The sequence below is a fragment of the Neisseria sp. P0014.S002 genome, from assembly GCF_051958295.1.
Classification (GTDB): Bacteria; Pseudomonadota; Gammaproteobacteria; order Burkholderiales; family Neisseriaceae; genus Neisseria; species Neisseria flavescens_B.
The window spans coordinates 229,717-252,642 of record NZ_JBQCVO010000002.1; the positions used below are offsets into that span (position 1 = coordinate 229,717).

23 protein-coding genes, 1 tRNA gene and 1 pseudogene are annotated in these 22,926 nt (G+C 47.6%); 20 read left to right on the plus strand and 5 right to left on the minus strand.

Going from position 1 to position 22,926, the window contains the following annotated elements; translation table 11 throughout:
* Position 1: 1 nt before the first annotated feature.
* From secG to ACTHSX_RS03345, 5 genes and pseudogenes are all read left to right on the plus strand, one after another.
* Complete coding sequence (secG, locus tag ACTHSX_RS03325) at positions 2-361, plus strand: preprotein translocase subunit SecG (RefSeq protein ID WP_003683944.1); 360 nt, start codon at positions 2-4, stop codon at positions 359-361.
* A 15-nt stretch (positions 362-376) separates the two neighbouring features.
* A tRNA-Leu gene (locus tag ACTHSX_RS03330) sits at positions 377-462 on the plus strand.
* A gap of 62 nt (positions 463-524) precedes the next feature.
* A pseudogene (locus ACTHSX_RS03335) lies at positions 525-635 on the plus strand (IS5/IS1182 family transposase); the annotation flags it as partial.
* Between the two features lie 22 nt (positions 636-657).
* Positions 658-1,215: a UbiX family flavin prenyltransferase gene (locus ACTHSX_RS03340; RefSeq protein ID WP_440376803.1), complete on the plus strand. Its 558-nt coding sequence runs from the start codon at positions 658-660 to the stop codon at positions 1,213-1,215.
* Positions 1,216-1,266: 51 nt separating this feature from the next.
* Entirely contained in the window at positions 1,267-1,701 is a 435-nt protein-coding gene (locus tag ACTHSX_RS03345) for a hypothetical protein (protein WP_440376804.1), read from the plus strand.
* A gap of 53 nt (positions 1,702-1,754) precedes the next feature.
* Here the strand turns inward: ACTHSX_RS03345 and ppk2 are convergent, their stop codons facing one another.
* Positions 1,755-2,684: a polyphosphate kinase 2 gene (gene ppk2, locus ACTHSX_RS03350; RefSeq protein ID WP_049344984.1), complete on the minus strand. Its 930-nt coding sequence runs from the start codon at positions 2,682-2,684 to the stop codon at positions 1,755-1,757.
* Positions 2,685-2,853: 169 nt separating this feature from the next.
* On the opposite strand from ppk2, the gene ACTHSX_RS03355 reads away from it, so the two are divergent.
* The 11 genes from ACTHSX_RS03355 (at position 2,854) to ACTHSX_RS03405 (ending at position 12,796) form a co-directional block, all read left to right on the plus strand.
* Positions 2,854-4,638 (plus strand): chorismate-binding protein, encoded by a 1,785-nt coding sequence (locus tag ACTHSX_RS03355; RefSeq protein WP_440376805.1) that lies wholly within the window; start codon positions 2,854-2,856, stop codon positions 4,636-4,638.
* 100 nt (positions 4,639-4,738) lie between these two features.
* Positions 4,739-5,599, plus strand: coding sequence for a ParB/RepB/Spo0J family partition protein (locus ACTHSX_RS03360; protein ID WP_039863743.1), 861 nt, complete (start codon positions 4,739-4,741; stop codon positions 5,597-5,599).
* A 275-nt stretch (positions 5,600-5,874) separates the two neighbouring features.
* Positions 5,875-6,228 (plus strand): ATP synthase subunit I, encoded by a 354-nt coding sequence (locus ACTHSX_RS03365; protein ID WP_440376806.1) that lies wholly within the window; start codon positions 5,875-5,877, stop codon positions 6,226-6,228.
* Positions 6,218-7,084, plus strand: coding sequence for a F0F1 ATP synthase subunit A (gene atpB / locus ACTHSX_RS03370; protein WP_440376807.1), 867 nt, complete (start codon positions 6,218-6,220; stop codon positions 7,082-7,084). Before ACTHSX_RS03365 ends, atpB begins: the two co-directional genes overlap by 11 nt.
* Positions 7,085-7,147: 63 nt before the next feature.
* Positions 7,148-7,384 carry a F0F1 ATP synthase subunit C gene (atpE, locus tag ACTHSX_RS03375; RefSeq protein WP_003676106.1) on the plus strand — a complete coding sequence of 79 codons (237 nt, stop codon included), beginning with the start codon at positions 7,148-7,150 and terminating at the stop codon, positions 7,382-7,384.
* 73 nt (positions 7,385-7,457) lie between these two features.
* On the plus strand, positions 7,458-7,928 hold the full coding sequence (locus ACTHSX_RS03380; RefSeq protein WP_254323580.1) for a F0F1 ATP synthase subunit B: 471 nt from the start codon (positions 7,458-7,460) through the stop codon (positions 7,926-7,928).
* A gap of 4 nt (positions 7,929-7,932) precedes the next feature.
* On the plus strand, positions 7,933-8,466 hold the full coding sequence (locus ACTHSX_RS03385; RefSeq protein ID WP_440376808.1) for a F0F1 ATP synthase subunit delta: 534 nt from the start codon (positions 7,933-7,935) through the stop codon (positions 8,464-8,466).
* 10 nt (positions 8,467-8,476) lie between these two features.
* The gene (gene atpA, locus ACTHSX_RS03390; protein ID WP_003676111.1) at positions 8,477-10,024 is read left to right on the plus strand and encodes a F0F1 ATP synthase subunit alpha; all 1,548 of its coding nucleotides are present in this window, start codon (positions 8,477-8,479) and stop codon (positions 10,022-10,024) included.
* A gap of 24 nt (positions 10,025-10,048) precedes the next feature.
* Entirely contained in the window at positions 10,049-10,924 is an 876-nt protein-coding gene (gene atpG, locus ACTHSX_RS03395) for a F0F1 ATP synthase subunit gamma (RefSeq protein ID WP_063076779.1), read from the plus strand.
* 38 nt (positions 10,925-10,962) lie between these two features.
* The gene (gene atpD, locus ACTHSX_RS03400; RefSeq protein ID WP_063076780.1) at positions 10,963-12,360 is read left to right on the plus strand and encodes a F0F1 ATP synthase subunit beta; all 1,398 of its coding nucleotides are present in this window, start codon (positions 10,963-10,965) and stop codon (positions 12,358-12,360) included.
* Between the two features lie 10 nt (positions 12,361-12,370).
* Complete coding sequence (locus tag ACTHSX_RS03405) at positions 12,371-12,796, plus strand: F0F1 ATP synthase subunit epsilon (RefSeq protein ID WP_440376809.1); 426 nt, start codon at positions 12,371-12,373, stop codon at positions 12,794-12,796.
* Between the two features lie 372 nt (positions 12,797-13,168).
* On the opposite strand, the gene ACTHSX_RS03410 is transcribed toward ACTHSX_RS03405, so the two are convergent.
* The 4 genes from ACTHSX_RS03410 to ACTHSX_RS03425 all read right to left on the minus strand — a co-directional run bounded on the left by ACTHSX_RS03410 (position 13,169) and on the right by ACTHSX_RS03425 (position 17,195).
* The gene (locus tag ACTHSX_RS03410; RefSeq protein WP_440376810.1) at positions 13,169-14,881 is read right to left on the minus strand and encodes a flotillin family protein; all 1,713 of its coding nucleotides are present in this window, start codon (positions 14,879-14,881) and stop codon (positions 13,169-13,171) included.
* Between the two features lie 211 nt (positions 14,882-15,092).
* Positions 15,093-15,758, minus strand: a complete 666-nt coding sequence (locus ACTHSX_RS03415) for a YqiJ family protein (RefSeq protein WP_440376811.1) — start codon at positions 15,756-15,758, stop codon at positions 15,093-15,095.
* 214 nt (positions 15,759-15,972) lie between these two features.
* Entirely contained in the window at positions 15,973-16,641 is a 669-nt protein-coding gene (locus tag ACTHSX_RS03420; protein ID WP_101756090.1) for a PspA/IM30 family protein, read from the minus strand.
* A gap of 53 nt (positions 16,642-16,694) precedes the next feature.
* Positions 16,695-17,195, minus strand: a complete 501-nt coding sequence (locus ACTHSX_RS03425) for a hypothetical protein (protein ID WP_063076785.1) — start codon at positions 17,193-17,195, stop codon at positions 16,695-16,697.
* Between the two features lie 181 nt (positions 17,196-17,376).
* Here ACTHSX_RS03425 and polA point away from each other — a divergent pair, with 181 nt between their 5' ends.
* The 4 genes from polA to ACTHSX_RS03445 all read left to right on the plus strand — a co-directional run bounded on the left by polA (position 17,377) and on the right by ACTHSX_RS03445 (position 22,745).
* Complete coding sequence (gene polA, locus ACTHSX_RS03430; RefSeq protein WP_440376812.1) at positions 17,377-20,172, plus strand: DNA polymerase I; 2,796 nt, start codon at positions 17,377-17,379, stop codon at positions 20,170-20,172.
* 26 nt (positions 20,173-20,198) lie between these two features.
* A complete protein-coding gene (locus ACTHSX_RS03435) occupies positions 20,199-21,122 on the plus strand; it encodes a hypothetical protein (RefSeq protein ID WP_440376813.1) in 924 nt (307 codons plus the stop codon).
* A gap of 15 nt (positions 21,123-21,137) precedes the next feature.
* On the plus strand, positions 21,138-22,094 hold the full coding sequence (locus tag ACTHSX_RS03440; RefSeq protein ID WP_440376814.1) for an SEL1-like repeat protein: 957 nt from the start codon (positions 21,138-21,140) through the stop codon (positions 22,092-22,094).
* A 150-nt stretch (positions 22,095-22,244) separates the two neighbouring features.
* Positions 22,245-22,745 (plus strand): hypothetical protein, encoded by a 501-nt coding sequence (locus tag ACTHSX_RS03445; protein ID WP_440376815.1) that lies wholly within the window; start codon positions 22,245-22,247, stop codon positions 22,743-22,745.
* The last annotated feature ends 181 nt before the right edge of the window (positions 22,746-22,926 follow it).

The window sequence follows — 22,926 nt, forward strand, 5'->3', positions numbered from 1 at the left end:
TATGGAAGCCTTTAAAACCCTTATCTGGATCATTAATATTATTTCCGCTTTAGCCGTAATCGTGTTAGTATTGTTGCAACACGGTAAAGGCGCGGATGCCGGCGCAACGTTCGGTTCCGGCAGCGGTAGCGCGCAAGGCGTATTCGGTTCTGCCGGTAATGCCAACTTCCTCAGCCGCTCGACTGCCATTGCCGCAACTTTTTTCTTTGCGACCTGCATGGCGATGGTGTATATTCACACCCACTCCAGTAAGCACGGTTTAGACTTCAGCGATGTGAAGCAGACCCAGCAAGCTCCTAAGCCTGCAACGCCTGCACAAAACAATACAACTCCTGTTGCACCGAATCCTCAGCAGCAGTAAGACAATTTAATTTATGCCGACATGGTGGAATTGGTAGACACGCTATCTTGAGGGGGTAGTGGCCGTAGGCTGTGCGAGTTCAAATCTCGCTGTCGGCACCACATTAGAAAATCTAACCGCTTTTTAGCGGTTATTTTTTCGTCTTGAGAATCTGCCTTTCATTTATAGTGGATTAAATTTAAATCAGGACAAGGCGACGAAGCCGCAGACAGTACAGATAGTACGGCAAGGCGAGGCAACGCCGTACTGGTTTAAATTTAATCCACTATATCTTTAGGCCGAAACAGGGAAATATAATGAAGCGTTTGGTTGTCGGCATCAGCGGTGCCAGCGGTTTTCAGTATGGCGTGAAAGCTTTGCAGCTTTTGCGTGAGCATCAGGTAGAAACGCATTTGGTGGTTTCGCAAGGGGCGGAGATGACCCGCGCTTTGGAAACGGATTACACCAAAGAATACGTTTATGCTTTGGCGGATGTCGTGCATTCTATCCGTAATGTCGGGGCAAGTATTGCCAGCGGATCGTTTTTGACAGATGGAATGTTGATTGCGCCGTGTTCAATGAAAACCTTGGCTTCGGTTGCTCATGGATTCGCCGATAATTTGCTCAGCCGTGCGGCGGATGTAACGTTGAAAGAGCGGCGCAAGCTGGTGTTGATGGTGCGTGAAGCGCCGTTAAACTTAGCGCACATTGAAAACATGCGCCGCGTGACAGAGATGGGCGGCATTGTGTTTCCTCCCGTTCCGGCTTTATATCAGAAGCCTGAATCCATCGAAGATATGATTACACACAGTGTCTCCCATGCTTTGGACTTGTTCGGTATCATTCAAAACAATGTGCCGCGCTGGCAGGGCTGATGTTTCAGACGGCCTGAGTATAAGTTACGACTGAGAATGAAGATAAAAACCATGCAAACGATTCCTGCCAATATAGTGAAGTTTTTGAGCAATCATCATGTCGTCAGTATTGCTGCTGCGGAAGAGGGCGAAGTTTGGGCGGCTTGCTGTTTTTATGTATTTGATGAGGCAGATGCCCGATTGATTGTGCTGACATCTTTGAAAACGAAACATGGCGGAATGATGAGCCGGTCAGCCAAAGTAGCCGGTACTATTGCCGGACAACCTGACAGCATCGCAAAAATCGGCGGCATTCAGTTTGCGGCGACTGCCGCTTTGATTGAGGATGAAGCGGATTTGAAAGCAGCGCAGTCTTTGTATTACAAAGCGCATCCTGCTGCCAGAGTGATGAAAAGCGATGTTTGGGCATTGAATTTGGACAGCGTGAAATTCACTGACAATAAATTGGTATTCGCACAAAAAACGTACTGGAATCGCAAGGATTAAGAAAAGGCCGTCTGAAAGATGAAATTTCAGACGGCCTTTGGTAAGGTTACAAATTAATCGTGTCCGAGATCGACAGTTTTTTCTTTGTGACGTGTATCGGGAACCAAAACAATTTTCTCGTCCACTTTACCGATGGCTTTCACGTCTTTGCCCGGATAGTCCAGCTGATGCAGGAAGTAGCGGATACAGTTCAAACGTGCACGTTTTTTGTCGTCGGAACGGATGATGACCCAAGGCGCGTCGCCGGTGTGGGTGTGGAAGAACATGGCGTTTTTGGCTTCGGTGTAGTCGTCCCAGCGGTCGAGCGACTGGATATCCACTGGAGACAGTTTCCAGTGTTTCAGCGGGTCGTCACGACGGGAGATGAAGCGACGGAGTTGTTCTTCACGGGATACGGAGAACCAGAATTTGAACAGGTGGATACCGCTGGCAACAAGCATACGTTCCAATTCAGGGGTTTGACGCATGAAGAGCAGGTATTCGTTAGGTTCGCAGAAGCCCATCACGCGTTCTACGCCGGCACGGTTGTACCATGAGCGGTCGAAGAATACCATTTCGCCTGCGGTCGGCAGGTTTTGGATGTAGCGTTGGAAATACCATTGGCCGCGTTCGGTAGTGGTTGGTTTCTCCAAAGCAACCACGCGCGCGCCACGCGGATTCAGGTGTTCCATGAAGCGTTTGATGGTACCGCCTTTACCGGCTGCGTCGCGGCCTTCAAACAGGCTGACGATGCGCTGACCGGAATCTTTAACCCAGCTTTGTACTTTCAACAATTCGATTTGCAGCTTCTGTTTTTCTTTTTCGTAAACAGAGCGGCGCATGCGTTGTTTGTACGGGTAGTTGGCAGGAAGCGGTGCGCTGCCGGAATCTTCGTCAGTGCCGCGTCCTTCGTGTTCCAAAACAGCCTTTTCGAATACTTGCAGCTGGTCTTGTTTTTCGCCCAGTTCAACATTCTCGAACGGTTCTAATTGGTGGTCTGCCATAAAGTCTCCTTATCGATAAGTTTTAAATGATATGGTGTTGTGGTATGACTTGATTTTACCTCTTTATGCTGTGTTAGCCTACATAAAATTACACATAAGCGATTTTTTCTGACTTGTTTGATAATTTTTGTAAAAACAGCGTATAATCAGCCTATTTGTATAATACATCATGCCTTATTTCGCCCTGTTCGACGATGCGTTAAGCGGTCGTGCAAAACTCTATCAAAATCATGTGGAAAGCTGTCTTTTTCATCATAACGAACTGGCGTCGTTGGATGATGTTTTGCAGGCAGGTTGGAAAAAAGGTCTGCATGCAGTGTTGTTTGCAGACTACGAATTCGGATTGCCACTGATGGATATTTCATCCGCGCGCAGTGGCAATTTGCGTTTGCACTGGTTTGCTACTTGTACAGAAATCAATGCCGAAAGCTGGCTGGCCAATCATTCAGACGGCCTTAAGGCAGGCATCTCCACTCCCCGATTCTTCGTATCCGAAGCCGATTATCTCGAGCATATCAACCAAATCCACGAAGCCATCCGCCGCGGCGATACCTATCAAATCAATTACACCGCACGCCTGCACCTGCAAACTTACGGCAATCCGATTCAGCTTTACCGCCGCTTGCGCCAGCCTGTGCCGTATGCCGTTTTGTCTTGTCTGCCCGACGGGGCAGGGCAGGAAGCGTGGACTTTGTGTTTTTCTCCCGAACTTTTCCTCAAAATCGATTCAGACGGCCTGATCACAACCGAGCCGATGAAAGGCACTGCGCCGATTCTTCATGATGGACAAGATGAACGCCGCGCCGTTGAATTGCAAAACGACCCGAAAAATCGCGCCGAAAATGTGATGATTGTCGATTTATTGCGCAACGACCTCGGCAAAATTGCGCAAACGGGCAAAGTACGTGTGCCTGAACCGTTTAAAGTTTCCCGTTTCGGCAGCGTTTGGCAGATGACCAGTGCCATCGAGGCGCAGGCGCTGCCTGATGTTTCGGTTGCTGATATTTTCCGTGCAGCCTTCCCGTGCGGCAGTATTACCGGTGCGCCCAAACGTATGAGTATGCAGATTATTGAGTCCCTTGAATCCGAACCGCGCGGTTTGTACACAGGCAGCATCGGCTTTTTGCATCCGTGCGATACGGGTTTGGGATTTGAAGGCGTATTTAATGTCGTGATTCGTACCTTATCCCTGAAGCCGGTTTCAGACGGCCTTTATCAAGGTATTTATGGTGTGGGTTCGGGGATTGTGATTGATAGCGATCCTGAAGCCGAATATCGCGAGTGTGGTTGGAAAGCGCGTTTCCTTAATGACTTGCGGCCTGATTTCGGTATTTTTGAAACCATGCGTGCGGAAGACAAACAATGCCGTTTGCTCGATTTGCATTTAGGCCGTCTGAACAGCTCGGCACAAGAGCTCAATCTGACTTGGCCTGAAAATGCGGCAGAGCAAATTCAACACTATATAGATGCGTTACCAAGTGGATTATTTAGAGTCAAAGCCGCTTTGTTTTCAGACGGCCTTGCGTTGAGCTATGCGGGTGTTTCTGAATTGGATGGGCAACAATACGTTATCTTGAGTGAACACACATTAAGTCAACGCGATTATCTGCGCCGTTTCAAAACTACGCGCCGTGAAATTTTTGACCAAGCATGGAAAACGGCAGAAGGGCAGGGCGCATTTGACAGTCTGTTTTTCAATTCAGACGGACTTTTGTTAGAGGGCGGAAGAAGCAATGTGTTCGTCAAATATCAAGGACAATGGCTCACGCCGTCTTTGGATTTGGATATTTTGAACGGGGTAATGCGCCAAGCGGTATTGAGGCAACCGAAGTTATATTTAGGTACGGATACGATAAGGGAAACCCACATTACGCATGCCATGTTGGAAAATGCGGAAGAAATCCGCTTGAGTAACGCTTTAAGGGGCGTGTTTGCGGTTTCGCTCCGTAAGTAAATGGCAATAGTCAAATCATCGTGATTCAAATTGTCGTAAAGCGGCAATATCCGATAGAATACGTCATTTCAACAATGAGGCCGTCTGAAAGGGAAACAATATGGCAAAAGCAAAAGGTGGATTGGGACGCGGTTTGGATTCGCTGATTTCTAATGCAGTGGACAGCAGTAGTAGCGACCGCCTGACAACGGTTGCCATCGCCGATATTCAGCCCGGCCGTTATCAGGCACGTGTGCAAATTGATGATGAAGCTTTGCAGGAATTGGCCGATTCCATCAAGGCACAAGGCATTATCCAGCCGGTTATCGTACGCGAACGTGGTCTGTCTCAATATGAATTGATTGCCGGCGAACGCCGTTGGCGTGCTTCCCAGTTGGCCGGTTTGACCGAAATTCCCGTCGTTATCAAAACCATCAGCGACGAAACCGCGTTGGCCATGGGTTTGATTGAAAACCTGCAACGTGAAAACCTCAATCCGATTGAAGAAGCGCAAGGTTTGAAACGTCTTGCTGATGAATTCGGCCTGACTCATGAAACCATCGCAAAAGCCGTCGGTAAAAGCCGTAGTGCCATCTCCAACAGCCTGCGCCTGTTGAGCCTGCCTGAGCCGGTTCAGGAAATGCTTTATCAACGCCGTCTGGAAATGGGGCATGCCCGTGCGTTGCTGACCTTGCATGTGGTTGATCAATTGGAGTTGGCGCAAAAAGCTGTCAAAAACGGTTGGTCGGTGCGCGAGGTAGAACGCCGCAGCCAGTTGGCACATCAAAAAGCCAAACCGGAAGCAGCCAAAACCATCAGCCCGGATATCCGCCGTATTAATGATGCACTGACCGAGCGTTTGGGTGTCAATGCCGAAGTCAAAACCAGCAATCAGAAAAAAGGCAAAATCGTACTGCATTTTGATACGCCGGAAACATTCGAATATTTGCTGAAACAGTTAGGCATCAATCAAGAGTTTTAACGGTTTTATAAACAGGCCGTCTGAAAAAATTTTCAGACGGCCTGAATTTTTGATAAAAGGACTGGTCGTACAGATGCTTACAATACAAATCAAAATCTTCTGTAAAATCTGTGTAGCAACATGTAATTTGTGTTAAACTCCGTTCCTGCAAAGATTTGTTTTGTATGTGTTAATCATTTATCTGTGAAAGGTTCACAAAGATTAACATATTGCTTGACGTTAACAAACTTCTTGATTATATTAATTTACCTTGCGTTTTTGGGGTGTGAAGTACAATGAATCAGATAGTCCCATTGCAAGTGATTGTATTGTTAATAATTTCAGTTGTTTGTGCGTTATTTTTCGGATTGCCCGGCTTCCTCTCTGCTTTGGCGGGAGGATTTTCGTACATTTTGCCTACCCTAGTTGCAGTTTTACTTTTAAAGTTTTCCCGACAAAATCCCAACCTGCAAAGTTCGATGTTTGTCGGCGGAGAGGTTTTAAAAGTAGTGCTGTCGCTGGTATCAATGTCGGTCGTTTTTGCGATATGGCATCAATCGCTGGTATTTTTCCCATTTTTGTTGGCGTTTCTTGGCGTCAGTCATTTGGTTTTTTTAGTATTGTTGAGAGTGAAACACTATGGCAGGTGAAACTATGACCGCTGCCGACTACATCAAGCACCACTTGCAAAGCTTGACCAGTTTGTCGGATGTTACTCAGGGTCAAGGACTGAAAAACATCGCTGATTTTTCGTTCATTAACCTTGATGCAATCTTTTTTGCTGTTCTGTTGGGCGTAATCGGCAGCTTCCTTTTGTGGCGCGGTGCCAAAAAAGCAACTGCTGGCGTGCCCGGCCGTTTTCAAGCGGCTGTTGAAATTTTGTTCGAATTCGTGGATAACATGTGTAAGAGTATTATTCATAACGAACAATCGCGTAAAGCCGTTGCGCCTTTGGGTTTGACCCTGTTTGTCTGGATTTTCCTGATGAACGCCATGGATATGTTGCCGGTTGATTTGCTGCCGATGACATGGCAAGGCATTACTGGTAATCATCATGCACTGTTGCGCGTTGTGCCGACTGCTGACTTGAATACGACTTTGGCTTTGGCAATTGGCGTATTGTTGGTATGTATTTATTACAATATCAAAATCAAAGGCTTTGGCGGTTGGATTCACGAATTGTTCAGCGCACCTTTTGGCCCGATACTCGCTCCGGCCAACTTCCTGCTGAACTTGGTAGAGTTTTTGTCCAAAACCGTATCCCACGGTATGCGGTTGTTTGGTAATATGTATGCCGGTGAGCTGGTGTTCCTGCTGATCGCTTTGTTGGGTGGTGCATGGGCGTCAACCGGCAGTATCGAAACTTTGGATCCAATTTTATTTGTGTTCCACCTGATTGCCGGTTTGGCTTGGGCGATTTTCCACATTTTGGTTATCACCTTGCAGGCATTTATTTTCATGGCGTTGGCGTTCGTATACATCGGACAAGCGCATGATGCACACTAATCAAGTAGTTTTTTCGTAGTTTGTTTTTGTAGTTTAACCTTTACTATCTTAAGGAGTTTAAAAATGGGTTTGATTGCTATCGCATGTGGTTTGATCGTTGCCTTGGGTGCATTGGGTGCCTCTATCGGTATCGCAATGGTTGGTTCTAAATACTTGGAATCTTCTGCTCGTCAACCTGAGCTGATCGGTCCTCTGCAAACCAAACTGTTCTTGATAGCTGGTCTGATTGATGCGGCCTTCTTGATCGGTGTGGCTATTGCCCTGTTGTTCGCCTTCGTTAACCCGTTTGGTGCTGCGTAATCAAGACGGAGCGATCCGTTCAGATACAGGCTTATGGTCTGTTTGATTAACCCAGATACGAAGGTTAAGTAACGTGAATATTAATGCAACCTTATTTGCGCAAATCCTGGTTTTCTTTGGCTTGGTTTGGTTTACGATGAAATTCGTATGGCCTCCGATTGCCAAAGCATTGGATGAGCGTGCCGCAAAAATCGCCGAGGGCTTGGCTGCTGCCGAGCGCGGTAAGAGCGATTTTGAGCAGGCAGAGAAAAAAGTTGCAGAACTTATGGCCGAAGGGCGTAATCAGGTAACCGAAATGGTTGCCAACGCCGAAAAACGTGCTGCAAAAATTGTAGAAGAAGCCAAAGAGCAAGCTTCTCATGAAGCAGCACGCATTGCAGCCCAAGCAAAAGCTGATGTGGAGCAAGAAGTTAACCGTGCGCGCGAAGCATTGCGCGAACAGGTTGCTACACTGGCTGTTAAAGGTGCGGAATCTATCTTGCGTAAGGAAATTGATGCTTCCAAACATGCAGATTTGCTCAGTACCTTAAAACAGGAGCTGTAATCTTATGGCAGAGTTCGCAACGATTGCCAGACCTTATGCGAAAGCATTGTTCAGTCTGGCTCAGGAAAAAAACCAAATCGAGTCTTGGTTGGGCGAACTGAAAGAACTCGCAGCGGTTGTTCAAGATGAGAAAGTCATTGCTTTCATCGAGCAACCGGAAACGGGAGCTTCCGAAAAAGCAGAAACGCTCAAAGGTCTTGTCGGTATCAAAAATGTCGAATTGGCAAATTTCATTACCGTTTTGGCCGAGCAAAAGCGTTTGCTGGTATTGCCGGAAATTTATGCCCAATATCAAGATTTGACCTTGATACACAACAATACGAAATCGGCAGTAATTTACAGCGCGTATGAACTCAGTTCTCAGCAGCTGGCCGATGTTACCGATATCCTGACAAAACGCTTCAACAGCAAATTGGATGTGGTAACTAAAGTTGCCCCTGAATTAATTGGCGGCATCAAAGTAGAAGTGGGTGATCAGGTCTTGGATTTGTCCGTACAAGGCAAACTGAATGCTTTGTATACGACTATGACGAATTAGGAGAGTTTTCATGCAGCTTAATCCTGCTGAAATTAGCGATTTGATTAAAGCCAAAATCGAAAATCTGTCCGTCAATGCAGAAGTGCGTACCCGTGGTACCGTTGTTTCTGTTACAGACGGCATTGTGCGCATTCATGGCTTGTCAGACGCGATGCAAGGTGAGATGCTCGAATTCCCCGGTAACACTTTCGGTCTAGCCATGAACTTGGAGCGTGACTCCGTCGGTGCCGTAGTGTTGGGTGAGTACGAACACATTAAAGAAGGCGATACAGTTACCTGTACCGGCCGTATTTTGGAAGTGCCGATCGGTCGTGAACTGGTTGGCCGCGTAGTTGATGCATTGGGTCGTCCTATCGATGGTAAAGGTCCAATCAACACAACATTGACTGCTCCAATCGAAAAAATTGCACCAGGTGTGATTGCGCGTAAATCGGTTGACCAACCAATGCAAACCGGCCTGAAAGCTATTGACTCTATGGTTCCGGTTGGTCGTGGCCAACGTGAGTTGATCATTGGTGACCGTCAAACTGGTAAAACTGCCGTAGCACTGGATGCCATCGTTAACCAAAAAGGTACAGGCGTTATCTGTATTTATGTGGCTATCGGTCAAAAAGCATCTTCTATTGCCAACGTAGTACGCAAATTGGAAGAGCATGGCGCGATGGAACACACTATCGTGGTTGCTGCAACTGCTTCTGAAGCCGCTGCGCTGCAATACATTGCTCCTTACTCCGGTTGTACCATGGGTGAATTCTTCCGTGACCGTGGTGAAGATGCATTGATCGTATACGATGACTTGTCTAAACAAGCCGTTGCATACCGTCAAATTTCCCTGCTGTTGCGCCGTCCTCCTGGTCGTGAAGCATATCCTGGCGACGTATTCTACCTGCACTCCCGTCTGTTGGAACGTGCGGCCCGCGTCAGCGAAAACGAAGTTGAAAAACTGACCAATGGCGAAGTAAAAGGCAAAACCGGTTCTCTGACTGCGTTGCCAATTATTGAAACCCAAGCCGGTGACGTATCAGCATTCGTACCGACCAACGTAATTTCGATTACAGACGGCCAAATCTTCTTGGAAACCGACTTGTTCAACGCCGGTATCCGTCCTGCAATCAATGCCGGTATTTCCGTATCGCGCGTAGGTGGTGCAGCACAAACTAAAGTCATCAAAAAACTGGGTGGCGGTATCCGTTTGGCGTTGGCACAGTACCGTGAATTGGCAGCGTTCTCGCAATTTGCTTCCGATTTGGACGAAGCAACACGCAAACAGCTGCAACACGGTGAAGTGGTTACTGAATTGATGAAACAAAAACAATTCAGCACATTGAACACTGCCGAAATGGCATTGACTTTGTGGGCGATCAACAACGGTTCTTACGCAGATGTTCCGGTATCCAAAGCCTTGGCTTTCGAAGCAGAATTCTTGAGTTTCGTACGTACGCAACATCCTGAGGTTCTGGAAGCGATTAATGCATCAGGCGCAATGTCTGACGAAAGCGAAAAAGCATTGACCGAAGCCATGAAATCTTTCAAATCTTCTTACGCTTACCAAGCATAAGTATTGAGATGAAAGGAGTCTGAAATGGCAGTCGGAAAAGAGATTCTCACCAAAATCCGTAGTGTTCAAAATACCCAAAAGATCACTAAAGCGATGCAAATGGTGTCGACCTCTAAAATGCGGAAGACTCAAGACCGGATGCGCTTAGCGCGTCCGTACGCCGAAAAAGTGCGTACAGTGATGAGCCATCTTGCACAGACCCATGCCGATCATGGTATCAAATTGTTGGAGCCGCACCGCGAAGTGCGTCGTGCCGGTTTCATTTTGATTACCTCGGATAAAGGTTTGTGCGGTGGCTTGAACGCAAACGTACTGAAAAAGTTTTTGGCGCAAGTTCAAGAGTATCAGGAACAAGGCATCGAAGTCGAAGTCGTGTGCCTGGGTAGTAAAGGTTTGGCTGCATGCCAAAGCATCGGTTTGAATGTTATTGCCAGCGCAACCAATTTGGGCGATACCCCAAAAATGGAATTGCTGCTCGGACCTCTGACCGAAATCTTCCAACGTTATGAGAAGCATGAATTAGACCGTATCCATATGGTTTACTCACGTTTCGTCAATACAATGCGCCAAGAGCCGCGTATGGAAGTTTTGCTGCCTATCGGTGAAAACGTTATTGATGACGAAGCAGGTCATTCTTCATTTACTTGGGAATACCGCTACGAGCCGAGTCCTATCGCCGTATTGGAATATTTGGTTCGCCGCTATTTAGAGTCTGTGGTTTATCAGGCATTGAGCGACAACATGGCATCCGAACAAGCCGCGCGTATGGTAGCGATGAAAGCCGCAACCGACAACGCAGGCAATGCCATTAAAGAATTGCGCTTGGTGTACAACAAATCGCGTCAAGCTGCGATTACCACAGAATTGTCAGAAATTGTAGCAGGTGCAGCGGCAGTTTAATGCCGTCTGAAGCCTGAACAGGAAATTAGGATACGATAATGAGCCAAGGCAAAATCGTACAAGTTATTGGTGCGGTGGTTGACGTGGAATTCCCACGCGACGCTATCCCGCATGTTTACGATGCCCTGAAATTGGACGAGAACGGTCTGACTCTGGAAGTTCAACAGCTTCTGGGTGATGGCGTTGTCCGTACTATTGCAATGGGTAGTTCAGACGGCCTGAAACGCGGCATGTCTGTAAGCAATACTGGTGCGCCAATCACTGTGCCGGTAGGTAAAGGTACTTTGGGTCGTATTGTCGACGTATTGGGTACGCCTGTTGATGAAGCAGGTCCGATCGATACCGACAAGAGCCGTGCCATTCACCAAACTGCTCCGAAATTCGACGAGTTGTCTTCAACTACCGAATTGTTGGAAACCGGTATTAAAGTGATCGACTTGCTGTGTCCGTTTGCTAAGGGCGGTAAAGTAGGTCTGTTCGGTGGTGCTGGTGTGGGCAAAACCGTAAACATGATGGAATTGATCAACAACATCGCCAAAGCGCACAGCGGTCTGTCCGTGTTCGCAGGTGTGGGTGAACGTACCCGTGAAGGTAACGACTTCTACCACGAGATGAAAGATTCCAACGTATTGGATAAAGTAGCCATGGTGTATGGCCAAATGAACGAACCTCCAGGCAACCGTCTGCGCGTTGCTTTGACCGGTTTGACTATGGCCGAATACTTCCGTGACGAAAAAGACGAAAACGGTAAAGGTCGCGACGTATTGTTCTTCGTTGACAACATCTACCGTTACACTCTGGCCGGTACTGAAGTATCTGCACTGTTGGGCCGTATGCCTTCTGCAGTAGGTTACCAACCGACATTGGCTGAAGAAATGGGTCGTTTGCAAGAGCGTATTACCTCTACCCAAACCGGTTCCATTACTTCCATCCAAGCCGTATATGTACCTGCGGATGACTTGACTGACCCGTCTCCAGCGACAACTTTCGCCCACTTGGACGCCACCGTCGTATTGAGCCGTGATATTGCATCTTTGGGTATTTACCCGGCAGTTGACCCGCTTGATTCTACTTCACGCCAATTGGATCCGATGGTATTGGGTCAAGAGCACTACGACGTAGCGCGCGGTGTACAGTCTACTCTGCAAAAATACAAAGAATTGCGTGACATTATCGCCATTCTGGGTATGGACGAATTGTCTGACGAAGACAAACTGACTGTGATGCGTGCCCGTAAAATCCAACGCTTCCTGTCTCAACCGTTCCACGTTGCCGAAGTATTTACTGGTTCTCCAGGCAAATACGTTCCATTGCGTGACACCATCGCCGGCTTTAAAGCCATCTTGAACGGCGAATACGACCATCTGCCTGAACAAGCGTTCTACATGGTAGGCGGCATTGAAGAAGCGGCTGAGAAAGCGAAAACCTTAAACTAAGGAGGCCGGCATGAGCACCATGCAAGTTGAAGTGGTTAGTAGCGAGCAAAACATCTATTCGGGCGAGGCCAGCTTTGTGGTGGTTCCGACCGTTCAAGGTGAGCTTGGTATTTATCCACGACACGAGCCGATTATGAGTTTGATACGCCCCGGCGCATTGCGTTTGACTGTTCCGGGTGAAGCGGAAGAAGTGCTGGTTGCCGTTTCCGGTGGCGTTTTAGAAGTACAGCCTGATAAGATTACCGTATTGGCAGACGTTGCCGTCCGCAGTACCGAAATGGATCAGGCGCGTGCTGAAGCAGCTAAAAAAGCAGCCGAAACTGGTGTTTCTGAAGCCCGAGACGAAAAATCTTTAGCCGAAGCGCACAAAGCATTGGCAGCTGCCATTGCCCAGCTGAAAACTTTGGATTACCTTCGTTCGCAAAAAAACAAGTAATGTGGGTTCATCAAGAAAAAGCACAACGAAATGTTGTGCTTTTTTATTTGCCTGAAGATAAGCAGCTTGATATTGAAATGTCGATAGATGAGTAGATGGCAAGTTTGAAATCGAAACGGTAGAACCGGCTTCTATGACTAAATTGTTGGTGGATCATTGTCGAAGCAGTTAGTCTTGTGATTCGCTATTTAAAATAGCCCACCCAATCTTTTTATCCTTGAAAACAGATTGGATGATTCCTAATTTATTGCAATCGTAATAGAATTGAATTTATCAGTATTGAAAATATTAGAGTTTTTCTGAGCTCGCATACAAAAAAGGCCGTCTGAAAAGTTTCAGAGACGGCCTTCAAACCATTATTGCGGCATTCGTTTATGATTGGTCGATGGTTTTATCCAGTCCTTGGGTCAGACCGTTGATGTCGCTACCATTCAGTCCCAACTCTTTCAAGAGACCGTCAACCAACGGGGCTTGGCTGCGGTAGCGCAGGGCGCTGTTGACCATTTGGTCTGCAAGACTGGCTTGTGTGGTTTGGCCGTCTGAAATACCTTCCGCACCGTTTGCACCACCGGCAAAGCCACCCAGACCATTGACTTGCAAAATCTTGATGTCTTCGATTTTTTCCATTGGGCGGACGGACTCGCGGATGATGTCAGGCAGATGTTTCAACAGGGCAAGGCGAACTTGCATTTCAACCTGTTCAACGCTCAGGACATTGGCAGCTTCGTTCACAGCACGGGTACCTTCTGCATCAACTTTGTATTGTTGCTCTTGCGCTTGTGCCAACAGAATTTTGGCATCGGCCTCACCTTTGGCTTGCAGGCGGTGTTTTTCGGCTTCGGCTTCGGCGGCAATACGCACGGCTTCAGCGCGGTCTTGTGCGGCTTGTTTTTCAGCTTCAGCGGCAACGGTGAGCGAAATCGCATCTTTTTGCGCGGCTTCTTCGGCGGCAATCAATTCAACCGCTTTGGCACGCTCGGCGCGTTCGGTTTCGCGTACGGTAATCACGCTCTCTTCTTCGCGAACAGCGGCGGCGCGGGCTTTGTCGGCTTCGGCTTTGGCTTCAGATTCGGCACGCGATTTTTCGGCAACGGCGATGGCGCGGTCTTGCTCGGCCAATTCGATGGCTTTGCGGCGTTCAACCTCCGCTTGCTCAACTGCTTGGGCTTTTCTAATGTCTTCGTTTTTAATGTCGCGTTCGGCGGCAATGCGTTTCAAATCCACTTCGCGTTCGGCGGCAATTTTCGCTTCTTCCGCTTCACGTTTTTTCTGGGCTTCTTGTTCGGCGATGCTGGCTTCTTGTTCTGCACGGCGTACCGAGATTTCACGCTCTTGTTCGAGTTTGGCGTATTCTTCTTCGCGTGAGATTTTCAGGCGTTGTTGTTCGGCTTCAAGATTTTTGGTTTTAATCGCCAAGTCGGTGTCTTGTTCGATTTCGTTGCGTTTTTTACGGCGGCCTTCGATGGTTTCGGTCAGTTTGGTCAAACCTTCCGCGTCAAAGGCGTTTTGCGGGTTGAAGAACTCAAAGCTGGTTTGGTCGAGGCCGGTCAGGGAAACGGTTTCGAGTTCGAGACCGTTTTTAAACAAATCTTCGCTCACGACTTGTTGTACTTTCTGTACGAAATCAACACGTTTTTCATGCAGCTCTTCCATTGCCATTTCTGCGGCAACGGCGCGCAGGGCGTCAACGAATTTACCTTCGACGAGGTCTTTCAGCTCATCGGGAGACATGGTTTTCATACCCAGCGTTTGTGCGGCGGTCGCAATGCTCTCGGCGCTGGGTTTAACGCGGACGTAAAATTCAGCCATCACATCAACGCGCATACGGTCGCGGGTAATCAGCGCTTGTTGGGCAGCGCGGCGCACTTCAAGGCGCAATGTATTCATGTTGACGGGGATGATTTCGTGCAACACAGGCAGCACCATAGCACCGCCGTTCATGATGACTTTTTCGCCACCAAAACCGGTACGGACAAATGAGACTTCTTTGCTGGCACGGCGATACAGACGGGTTAGGATAAGGCCGAGTACAAACAGCGCGACGAGTATGACGCCGGCGATGGTGCCGATGGAGACCAAATTCATGGTTTTTCCTTTCTTCTTGTTAATATGCCTTTGGGGGCGGTGGGTTCAGAAGGCTTTGAGGGAGAGAGGCCGTCTGAAAGGGTTAAAAATATGGGTTGAAATAATAGAGTGGTTGTTTTTCTAATTGTTATTTCAAATTTCTAGATGGTGAGGATAGGGCGGTAAAGTATCTATTTTTACCATATCGATAAATCAGCAGTTTCAGACGGTCTTAATCAACCAAGCTGCCGCTCGGATTCAAAATCGCTTTAAACGTATTTCCGTCCAACGACACCAGCAATACCGCATCGCCTTGTTTCAATACATCTTCAGAGTCAGGCTCTACCATCACATAATGCTGTTGGCCGTAAGCATCTTTTACGCGCACCTGCGCCGCATTGCCTACCCGAGCTTCGCCCAACACCACTGTGCCGACGCGACCGATCAAACTTTCCTGCGAAACGGCAGTGGTTTCATCTTTCGGCATAATTTTGTACAAACCGCTAGCCGTTATGCGCACTAAGGGCAGGGAAAGAAACCAAACGATGACTGCTGCCAGCGTGCCATTCAGATAACTGCCGAATACAATGGCAAAGGCCGTCTGAAACAGATAACCCGTCAGTCCGTATACGGCAAGAAATACTACCATCAACATCAACACTGGAATACGTCCGACATACAGCCAGCTCAGGAAACGCACGAATATGCCTGCGTCCGCCACATCCAATCCGACTTCGGCGTGCGCGGTTTCGGTCAGACTGTCGGGCAACAGGTTGTCCAACCAGTCGCTGATACCGCCTGCCAGCATGGAAATGACTTCCAACACACCGAGCAAAACCATCAGCGCAATGGCAATACCGAAGATTTCAGTTTCGGGGGCGTTGATTAAATTCCACATATTGCATTTCCTTATTCTTTTTAATTTTCAGACGGCATATATTTTATTTTAAAGTTAAGCCGATTGGATATGGGTATTTTTATTAATTTGTCGTAACCGACAGGATTTTTCCCAATCCGGCATCTTTTTGTTATTGAGGTGTGTATGGTTTTCCTTTTTCAGACGGCCCCGTGAAGATAGAGGCCGTCTGAAACCGCGATTTTCTCAATATGGCTTATGATTTCGCTTTCAATGCCGCCAATCTTTCGGCAATGCGGTTGTTGCGGCTTAAGTCTTCCAGTTCTTTCAGCTTGGCTAACTGCGCCGCATCGGTGCTGCTGTGTACCGAGTTTTGGCGACCCATCACACGGTCGAAAGCATTGCCGCTTTTTTCAGCATCACGGGCAATGCGGTTGAGGTCGCTGCCGTTGCTACCGGCTGTTTTGCCTGTCCCCATGCTTTGCTGTGCGGCACGCCAGTCTTGCAACTGCTGCTGCATCTCGCGTTTTTTCGCCTGCAGGGCAGCGATAAAGCCTTCCAGCTCTTTTTCTTGTGCGGCACAATCGGCAATGGTGTTTTCCAAGATGGGCAGACGCGCTTCGATGTCCATCTGTTCGGCGATACCCGCTTCGGCAAGATCATCGCGACCGGCATCTACAGCGGCTTGCAGATTGGCATCGATGGCCTCGTGGCGGTTGCTTTCATCGGCCATTTTCTTGGCGGCAAGGTGTTTCTGAGCCAACACTTTGCCCAACTCAGCACGCACTTCATCTACTGCGCGCTCAATTTCGCGGATGCTTTCGTTCATTACCGCTTCAGGCGCGAGGTTTTCCGCCGCATCAATCAGGGCATGAAAACCGCCGCTTACCAGACGGCCTACTCTGCGGGATAGGGTTTCGCTCATTTGGATTTTCCTTTCACTAAAACGTGTTTGTTTCATTTGGTATGGCGGCAGCCTTAAACTTCATTTGCCTGTTGCACAATCTTCGCCAGTTTCAAAGTGTTTTCAAGCTGTTGCAGTACGGTATCGTCGTATGCCGCACCTTTGCCGGTTACGGCGAGTTGCAAGATGCTGTCCGTGAGGCGGACGATGCGCCACATCAATTCGCGCTCGTATTTTTTCAAATCATCGAGGTCGGCTTCTTCGGGCAGGTCGGCGGCGAGCGTTGCGCCCAAGTCGGGCAGTTGTTCAAACAATCTTGCTACGATATGTGAATGCACTCCGGCCTGCTTTTCCGCGTGCAAGATTTCGTGTTTTGCTGCTTGGAAAAATTGCTCCTGCGCCGTCAGTGCAGAGCCGTAATCGCGTGTCTGTGTATGCGCCAAGCGCGCCAGCTTGAGCAATTCGCGGATTTTTTCAGACGGCGTATTCGCACCTTCGATTTTGAGTTCGGCAATAAAATCAGCATCTTCCTGAGTGATGCGCACACTAATTGGGATACGGTTCGTTGCATTCATATTCGTTCGCTTTGGTTTGTATTCATTTGAATACAAATATACAAGATGGGATTCTGAGGCGCAATACCTGAAACCGTATATTTATGTAAACATCAGGCCGTCTGAAACTTGATTTTCGGTTTTCAGACGGCCTTTTCCTTTATAATCCGTACATTATTTTCATACACACAACAGGTTCCCCATGTCCAACAAACCCACACTCCTTCTCGTTGACGGCTCTTCTTATCTTTATCGCGCCTATCATGCCATGGGGCAGAACTTGTCTGCGCCCGACGGTGCGCCGACTGGGGCGATGTATGGCGTGTTGAACATGCTGCGCCGACTGCGGGCGGATTATGTGCACGACTATTGCGCGGTGGTGTTTGATGCTAAGGGCAAAAATTTTCGCCACGAGATGTTTCCCGACTATAAGGCGACGCGCCCGCCGATGCCGGACGATTTGTGCCCGCAGGCGGAAGCCTTGCCGGATTTGGTGCGTCTGATGGGCTGGCCGGTATTGGTGATTCCGCAGGTGGAAGCGGACGACGTTATCGGCACTTTGGCTAAGATGGCTAGCGAAGCAGGGTGGAACGTGGTGGTATCTACCGGCGATAAGGACATGGCGCAGTTGGTGAACGAGCGCGTGACGCTGGTGAATACGATGAGCGGCGAAACGCTGGACATTGAAGGCGTGAAGGAGAAATTCGGCGTTCGCCCCGACCAAATCCGCGATTATCTCGCGCTGATGGGTGACAAAGTGGACAATGTGCCGGGCGTGGAGAAGTGCGGCCCGAAAACCGCGGTGAAATGGCTGGAAGCCTACGGCTCGCTGGCCGGTGTGATGGAGCACGCTGCGGAAATCAAGGGTAAGGTCGGCGAAAACCTGCAAGCCGCTTTGGAACAACTGCCGCTGTCGTATAACTTGGTAACGATTAAAACCGATGTGGACTTGCACACCGAGCTTTCAGACGGCCTCGAAAGCCTGCGTCGCACTTCGCCGAAATGGTCGCAGCTTGCGGTCGATTTCAAACGCTGGGGCTTCCGCACTTGGCTGAAAGAGGCGGAAAGCCGTATGCACGAAGCGGCGGACGGCGATTTGTTTGGCAGCGATACGATAGGCGAACAGGCGGCGTTGGACATGGAAACACAGCCGGAAAAACAACCCGAACTTGCCCCAGCCCCTGAGAAACTGGATTATCAAGCCATTACCACCGAAGCTCAGTTTGCCGCCTTGTTGGACAAACTGGCGCAGGCGGACAAAATCGGCATCGATACGGAAACCACGTCATTAGACGCGATGAACGCCGCGTTGGTCGGTATCAGCATTGCGTTCCAAGCAGGTGAAGCGGTTTATATCCCCGTAGGACACAGCCTGACTGCCGCACCCGAACAACTTGATTTACAAGACGTATTAGGCCGTCTGAAACCGCATTTGGAAAATCCTGCCCTGAAAAAAATCGGGCAAAACCTCAAATACGACCAACACGTTTTCGCTAACTACGACATCGCCCTGAACGGCATTGCCGGCGATTCCATGCTCGCTTCCTATATCATCGAGAGCCATCTCGGACACGGCTTGGACGAATTGTCCGAACGCTGGCTCGGCTTGGAAACCATTACCTACGAATCGCTGTGCGGCAAAGGTGCGAAGCAAATCAGTTTTGCCGATGTCGCTATCGGGCAGGCGACTGAATACGCCGCCCAAGACGCCGATTTTGCCTTGCGTCTTGAAGCGCACCTGCGCGCGCAGATGGACGCCAAACAGCTTGAAATGTATGAAAAAATGGAACTGCCCGTCGCACAGGTATTGTTTGAAATGGAACGCAACGGCGTGCAAATCGACCGCGCCGAACTCGCCCGCCAAAGCGCAGAACTCGGCGCCGAGCTGATGAAGCTCGAACAAGAAGCCTACGCCGCCGCAGGCCAGCCGTTCAACCTCAACTCGCCCAAACAGCTTCAAGAAATCCTGTTCGATAAAATGGGCATCCCCACCAAAGGCCTGAAAAAAACCGCCAAAGGCGGCATTTCCACCAACGAAGCCGTGCTCGAACAGCTCGCGCCCGACTACCCCCTGCCCAAAATCATCCTGCAAAACCGCAGCCTGGCGAAGCTCAAATCCACCTACACCGACAAACTGCCCGAAATGATTTCCCCCAAAGACGGCCGCGTGCATACCACCTACGCCCAAGCCGTCGCCATCACCGGCCGCCTCGCCAGCAACAACCCCAACCTGCAAAACATCCCCATCCGCACCGCCGAAGGCCGCCGCGTGCGCCGCGCCTTTACCGCACCGCAAGGCAGCGTCATCGTTTCCGCCGACTATTCCCAAATTGAGCTGCGCATCATGGCGCACCTTTCCGGCGATAAAACCCTCATCGCCGCGTTCCAAAACGGCGAAGACGTACACCGCCGCACCGCCGCCGAAGTATTCGGCACCGCCCCCGAAAACGTCTCGTCCGAACAACGCCGCTACGCCAAAACCATCAACTTCGGCCTGATTTACGGCATGGGCCAATACGGCCTTGCCAAATCATTGGGCATCGACAACATCTCCGCCAAAAACTTTATCGACCGCTACTTCGCCCGCTACCCCAGCGTCGCCGAATATATGCAGCGTACCAAAGAACAAGCCGCCGACCAAGGCTTCGTCGAAACCCTGTTCGGCCGCCGCCTCTACCTGCCCGACATCCACAACAAAAACGCCAACGCCCGTGCCGGAGCCGAACGCGCCGCCATCAACGCCCCCATGCAAGGCACCGCGTCCGACCTCATCAAACGCGCCATGATAGACGTATCCCGCTGGTTGGATTTAGACGGCCTGAAAACCAAATTGATTATGCAGGTGCATGATGAATTGGTGTTGGAGGTACCCGAAGCCGAACTGGATTTAGTCAAAGAAAAACTGCCGCAGATTATGGCGAAAGTGGATGAAGGTATGTTGAACGTACCGCTGGTGGCAGAAGTGGGCGTGGGTATGAATTGGGAAGAGGCACATTGAGAGTTTATTTTGAAAAGGAATGAATTATGAGTGAAAAGAATGAAAATAGATGGTGGGAAAATTATTTAGTCCGTTATTTAGTACCTTCTATTGCTGGAATGTTTATTTTGATATGGTTAAATAACAATTCAGTAAAATCTGAAATAGTAGAATCTGGGGTAATAAAATCTAAAATAGCAGAAGTTGAGGTAATAAAACCTAAAATAGTAAAATCCGAAACAGAAAAAACTGGAATATTAGAACAGTATTTTCCTATGTTGAAATTAACTAATGGTAAAGATTTTAATACAGCTAGTTTAACGGGTTGGCTGTTGTTAGGTACTTTATATTGTTACATTGCCTCTTATCCTATATTAGTTTTTCATGCGGCCCGAGTTATTTTTTTTGATAGTAGATTAACCTCAAAAATCAAATCATGTATATCATGTGAATCATGTATATTATGTATATTTTTAATTGAATTCATAATATTTTTTGGGCCTTATTACTTAAATTTAAACATATTTTTTCTAATATCACTTAGCTTGGTGATAATTTTTTCAATTTTCCAATGCTATTTTTTATATAAAGTAGCTAAAGAAGAAAGCGGATATGATTATATGAAGTGTTTAACAAAGGCAAAAAATTTTGAAAAACCAAGTATTATTGTAATACCAAATGTTGTTGAAACACCAAATACTGTAATAAATGCTGGTTATATTAAAGACATAACAGATTCTTATAAGCATTTAAGAGAACATGGGAATACCGCTTTAATTATTTTATTAGAAATTTTACTGGCTTTTATCCTTTATTTTTCTTTGCGTTTTGAGAGGGAAAAAGGGTTTATGGATTTTTCTATAGTTTCTATTATTCTGATAATTTGGGTTTTCCCTGCAGCTTTAGTATATTTTTATGGCCACCTATTAGAGAGAAAGTTTTCAGGATTTGAGAATGAAGAAAATAAATAGAATTGGTAACATAAGATGGATTTTTTACTCGCTTGTTTTTTAATAGTTGTCGTCATTGTTTTTTTCAAACTTATACGACGGAGTGTAGGTAAAAAAACTGCGCCTGATTCTATTCAAGCTATTACTCAGTTGGCAGAAGAAGGAAATGTCCAGGCTCAATATGAATTAGCCGGGTTATGTTGTAATAAAGAGCCTAAAGATTATCGAAAGGCAGTGCATTGGTATATGAAGGCAGCAGAGCAGGGACATCTTGATGCGCAATGCCTTTTGATAATGGAGTATTCAAGGTTTTTGACCAATCGGGATTATGAGCAGTTGAAACAGTGGCTTCATGCAAAGGCAGAGAATGGAGATGGGAGAACTAAATTTTCTTTGGGAAAGCTGTATTTGAAGCTGTCAGATTATGAACAGGCATTGTATTGGTATCGTCTTGCCAGTAGCCAGGGATATGGCCCTGCTGATTGCCAAATAGGAACAATGTACGAGTATGGAATAGGTGTTCCTCAAGACTATAAACAGGCAGAAGAATGGTTTATTAAAGGTGGACCATATAGTGAGCCTCGATGGCACTTGTTCATGATGTATTCTCGCATGGCGAGTGAAGGGGATATAGAGGCTCAATACAAATTAGGCTTTCAGTATCGATACGGTGGAAGTGTAGATCGATGTGACTCTTCTTTTGGTATTGATTATAAGCAGGCACTGTCTTTATTTCGTAAATTGGCGGAACAAGGGCATGCCGATGCTCAGTTTGAATTGGCTCAGATGTACAATGATGGAGTAGGCGTGACGCAAAATGATGTATTGGCGATTTATTGGTATCGTAAAGCGGCAGAGCAGGGAGTTGCATCGGCTCAGTTTCGTTTGGGCATTAAGTATAAACTTGGCCAAGGTTTTCAACAGGATGACACGTTGGCTCAAGAATGGTTTAAGAAGGCTTATAGCAACGGGTATCCTCGTGAAGAGTCTTAAGATTCAATAAGTAGTTGCTCAATTAACCTGACAATAATATTAGGCCGTCTGAAAACCTTCTAAACATTTTCAGACGACCTTTTTATATTTTTTCCGTTTCCTGTATTATTCATATTGATTTAAACACTCTTTCTTGAAAGGTCAAAAATAATGTCGCTCACTTTAAAATCTGTTCTGACCGCCGGTTTGCTCCTTCTTGGATTCCAAGCTGCAGCCCAAGATATTCCGCAAGCGTTTCAAGGCAAATGGGCCGGGCATTATGAAGGGAAAGTATCGCCCAAACATGTAAGGGCTTTATGTGCCATGGGTTATTCTGCAAATGAGAAAGAGCGTAACGCTGCTGTGGATAATGTCGATGTGTCGGAAGATAGCGGCTTTTATATTGAAATAGGTAAAAAATCAATTGAATTAAAGGGTTGGGAATGGGGTGCGAAATATACGAAACTGAATTATCGAATTTATTCACCCGATAAAATTGCAGGTACGGCACGCGTTCGGGAAGAGGAGCCGGAGCAAGGTACGCAGATTTATAACGATAATTTTGAGTTTTCTTTAAACCGAGGCGTGCTGACGCAAAGATTCCGTGATTACTCGACGGACGGCTCAGGCAAAAAAGTTTGGCGGACGCGTACGCTGATGCGTTGCAAATAATATTCGGTAAATCATTGCTTATCTGTTGATGTATTCATGATACATAAAGAAAACATGCTTAAGGCCGTCTGAAAATCCCTAAATATTTTCAGACGGCCTTTTTTATGCCGATTCTCTATATTCTATTTGCCGTATGCTTTTATTCTCAGCCTTTTGTCTCTTTTTTTCATGAATAATGTTG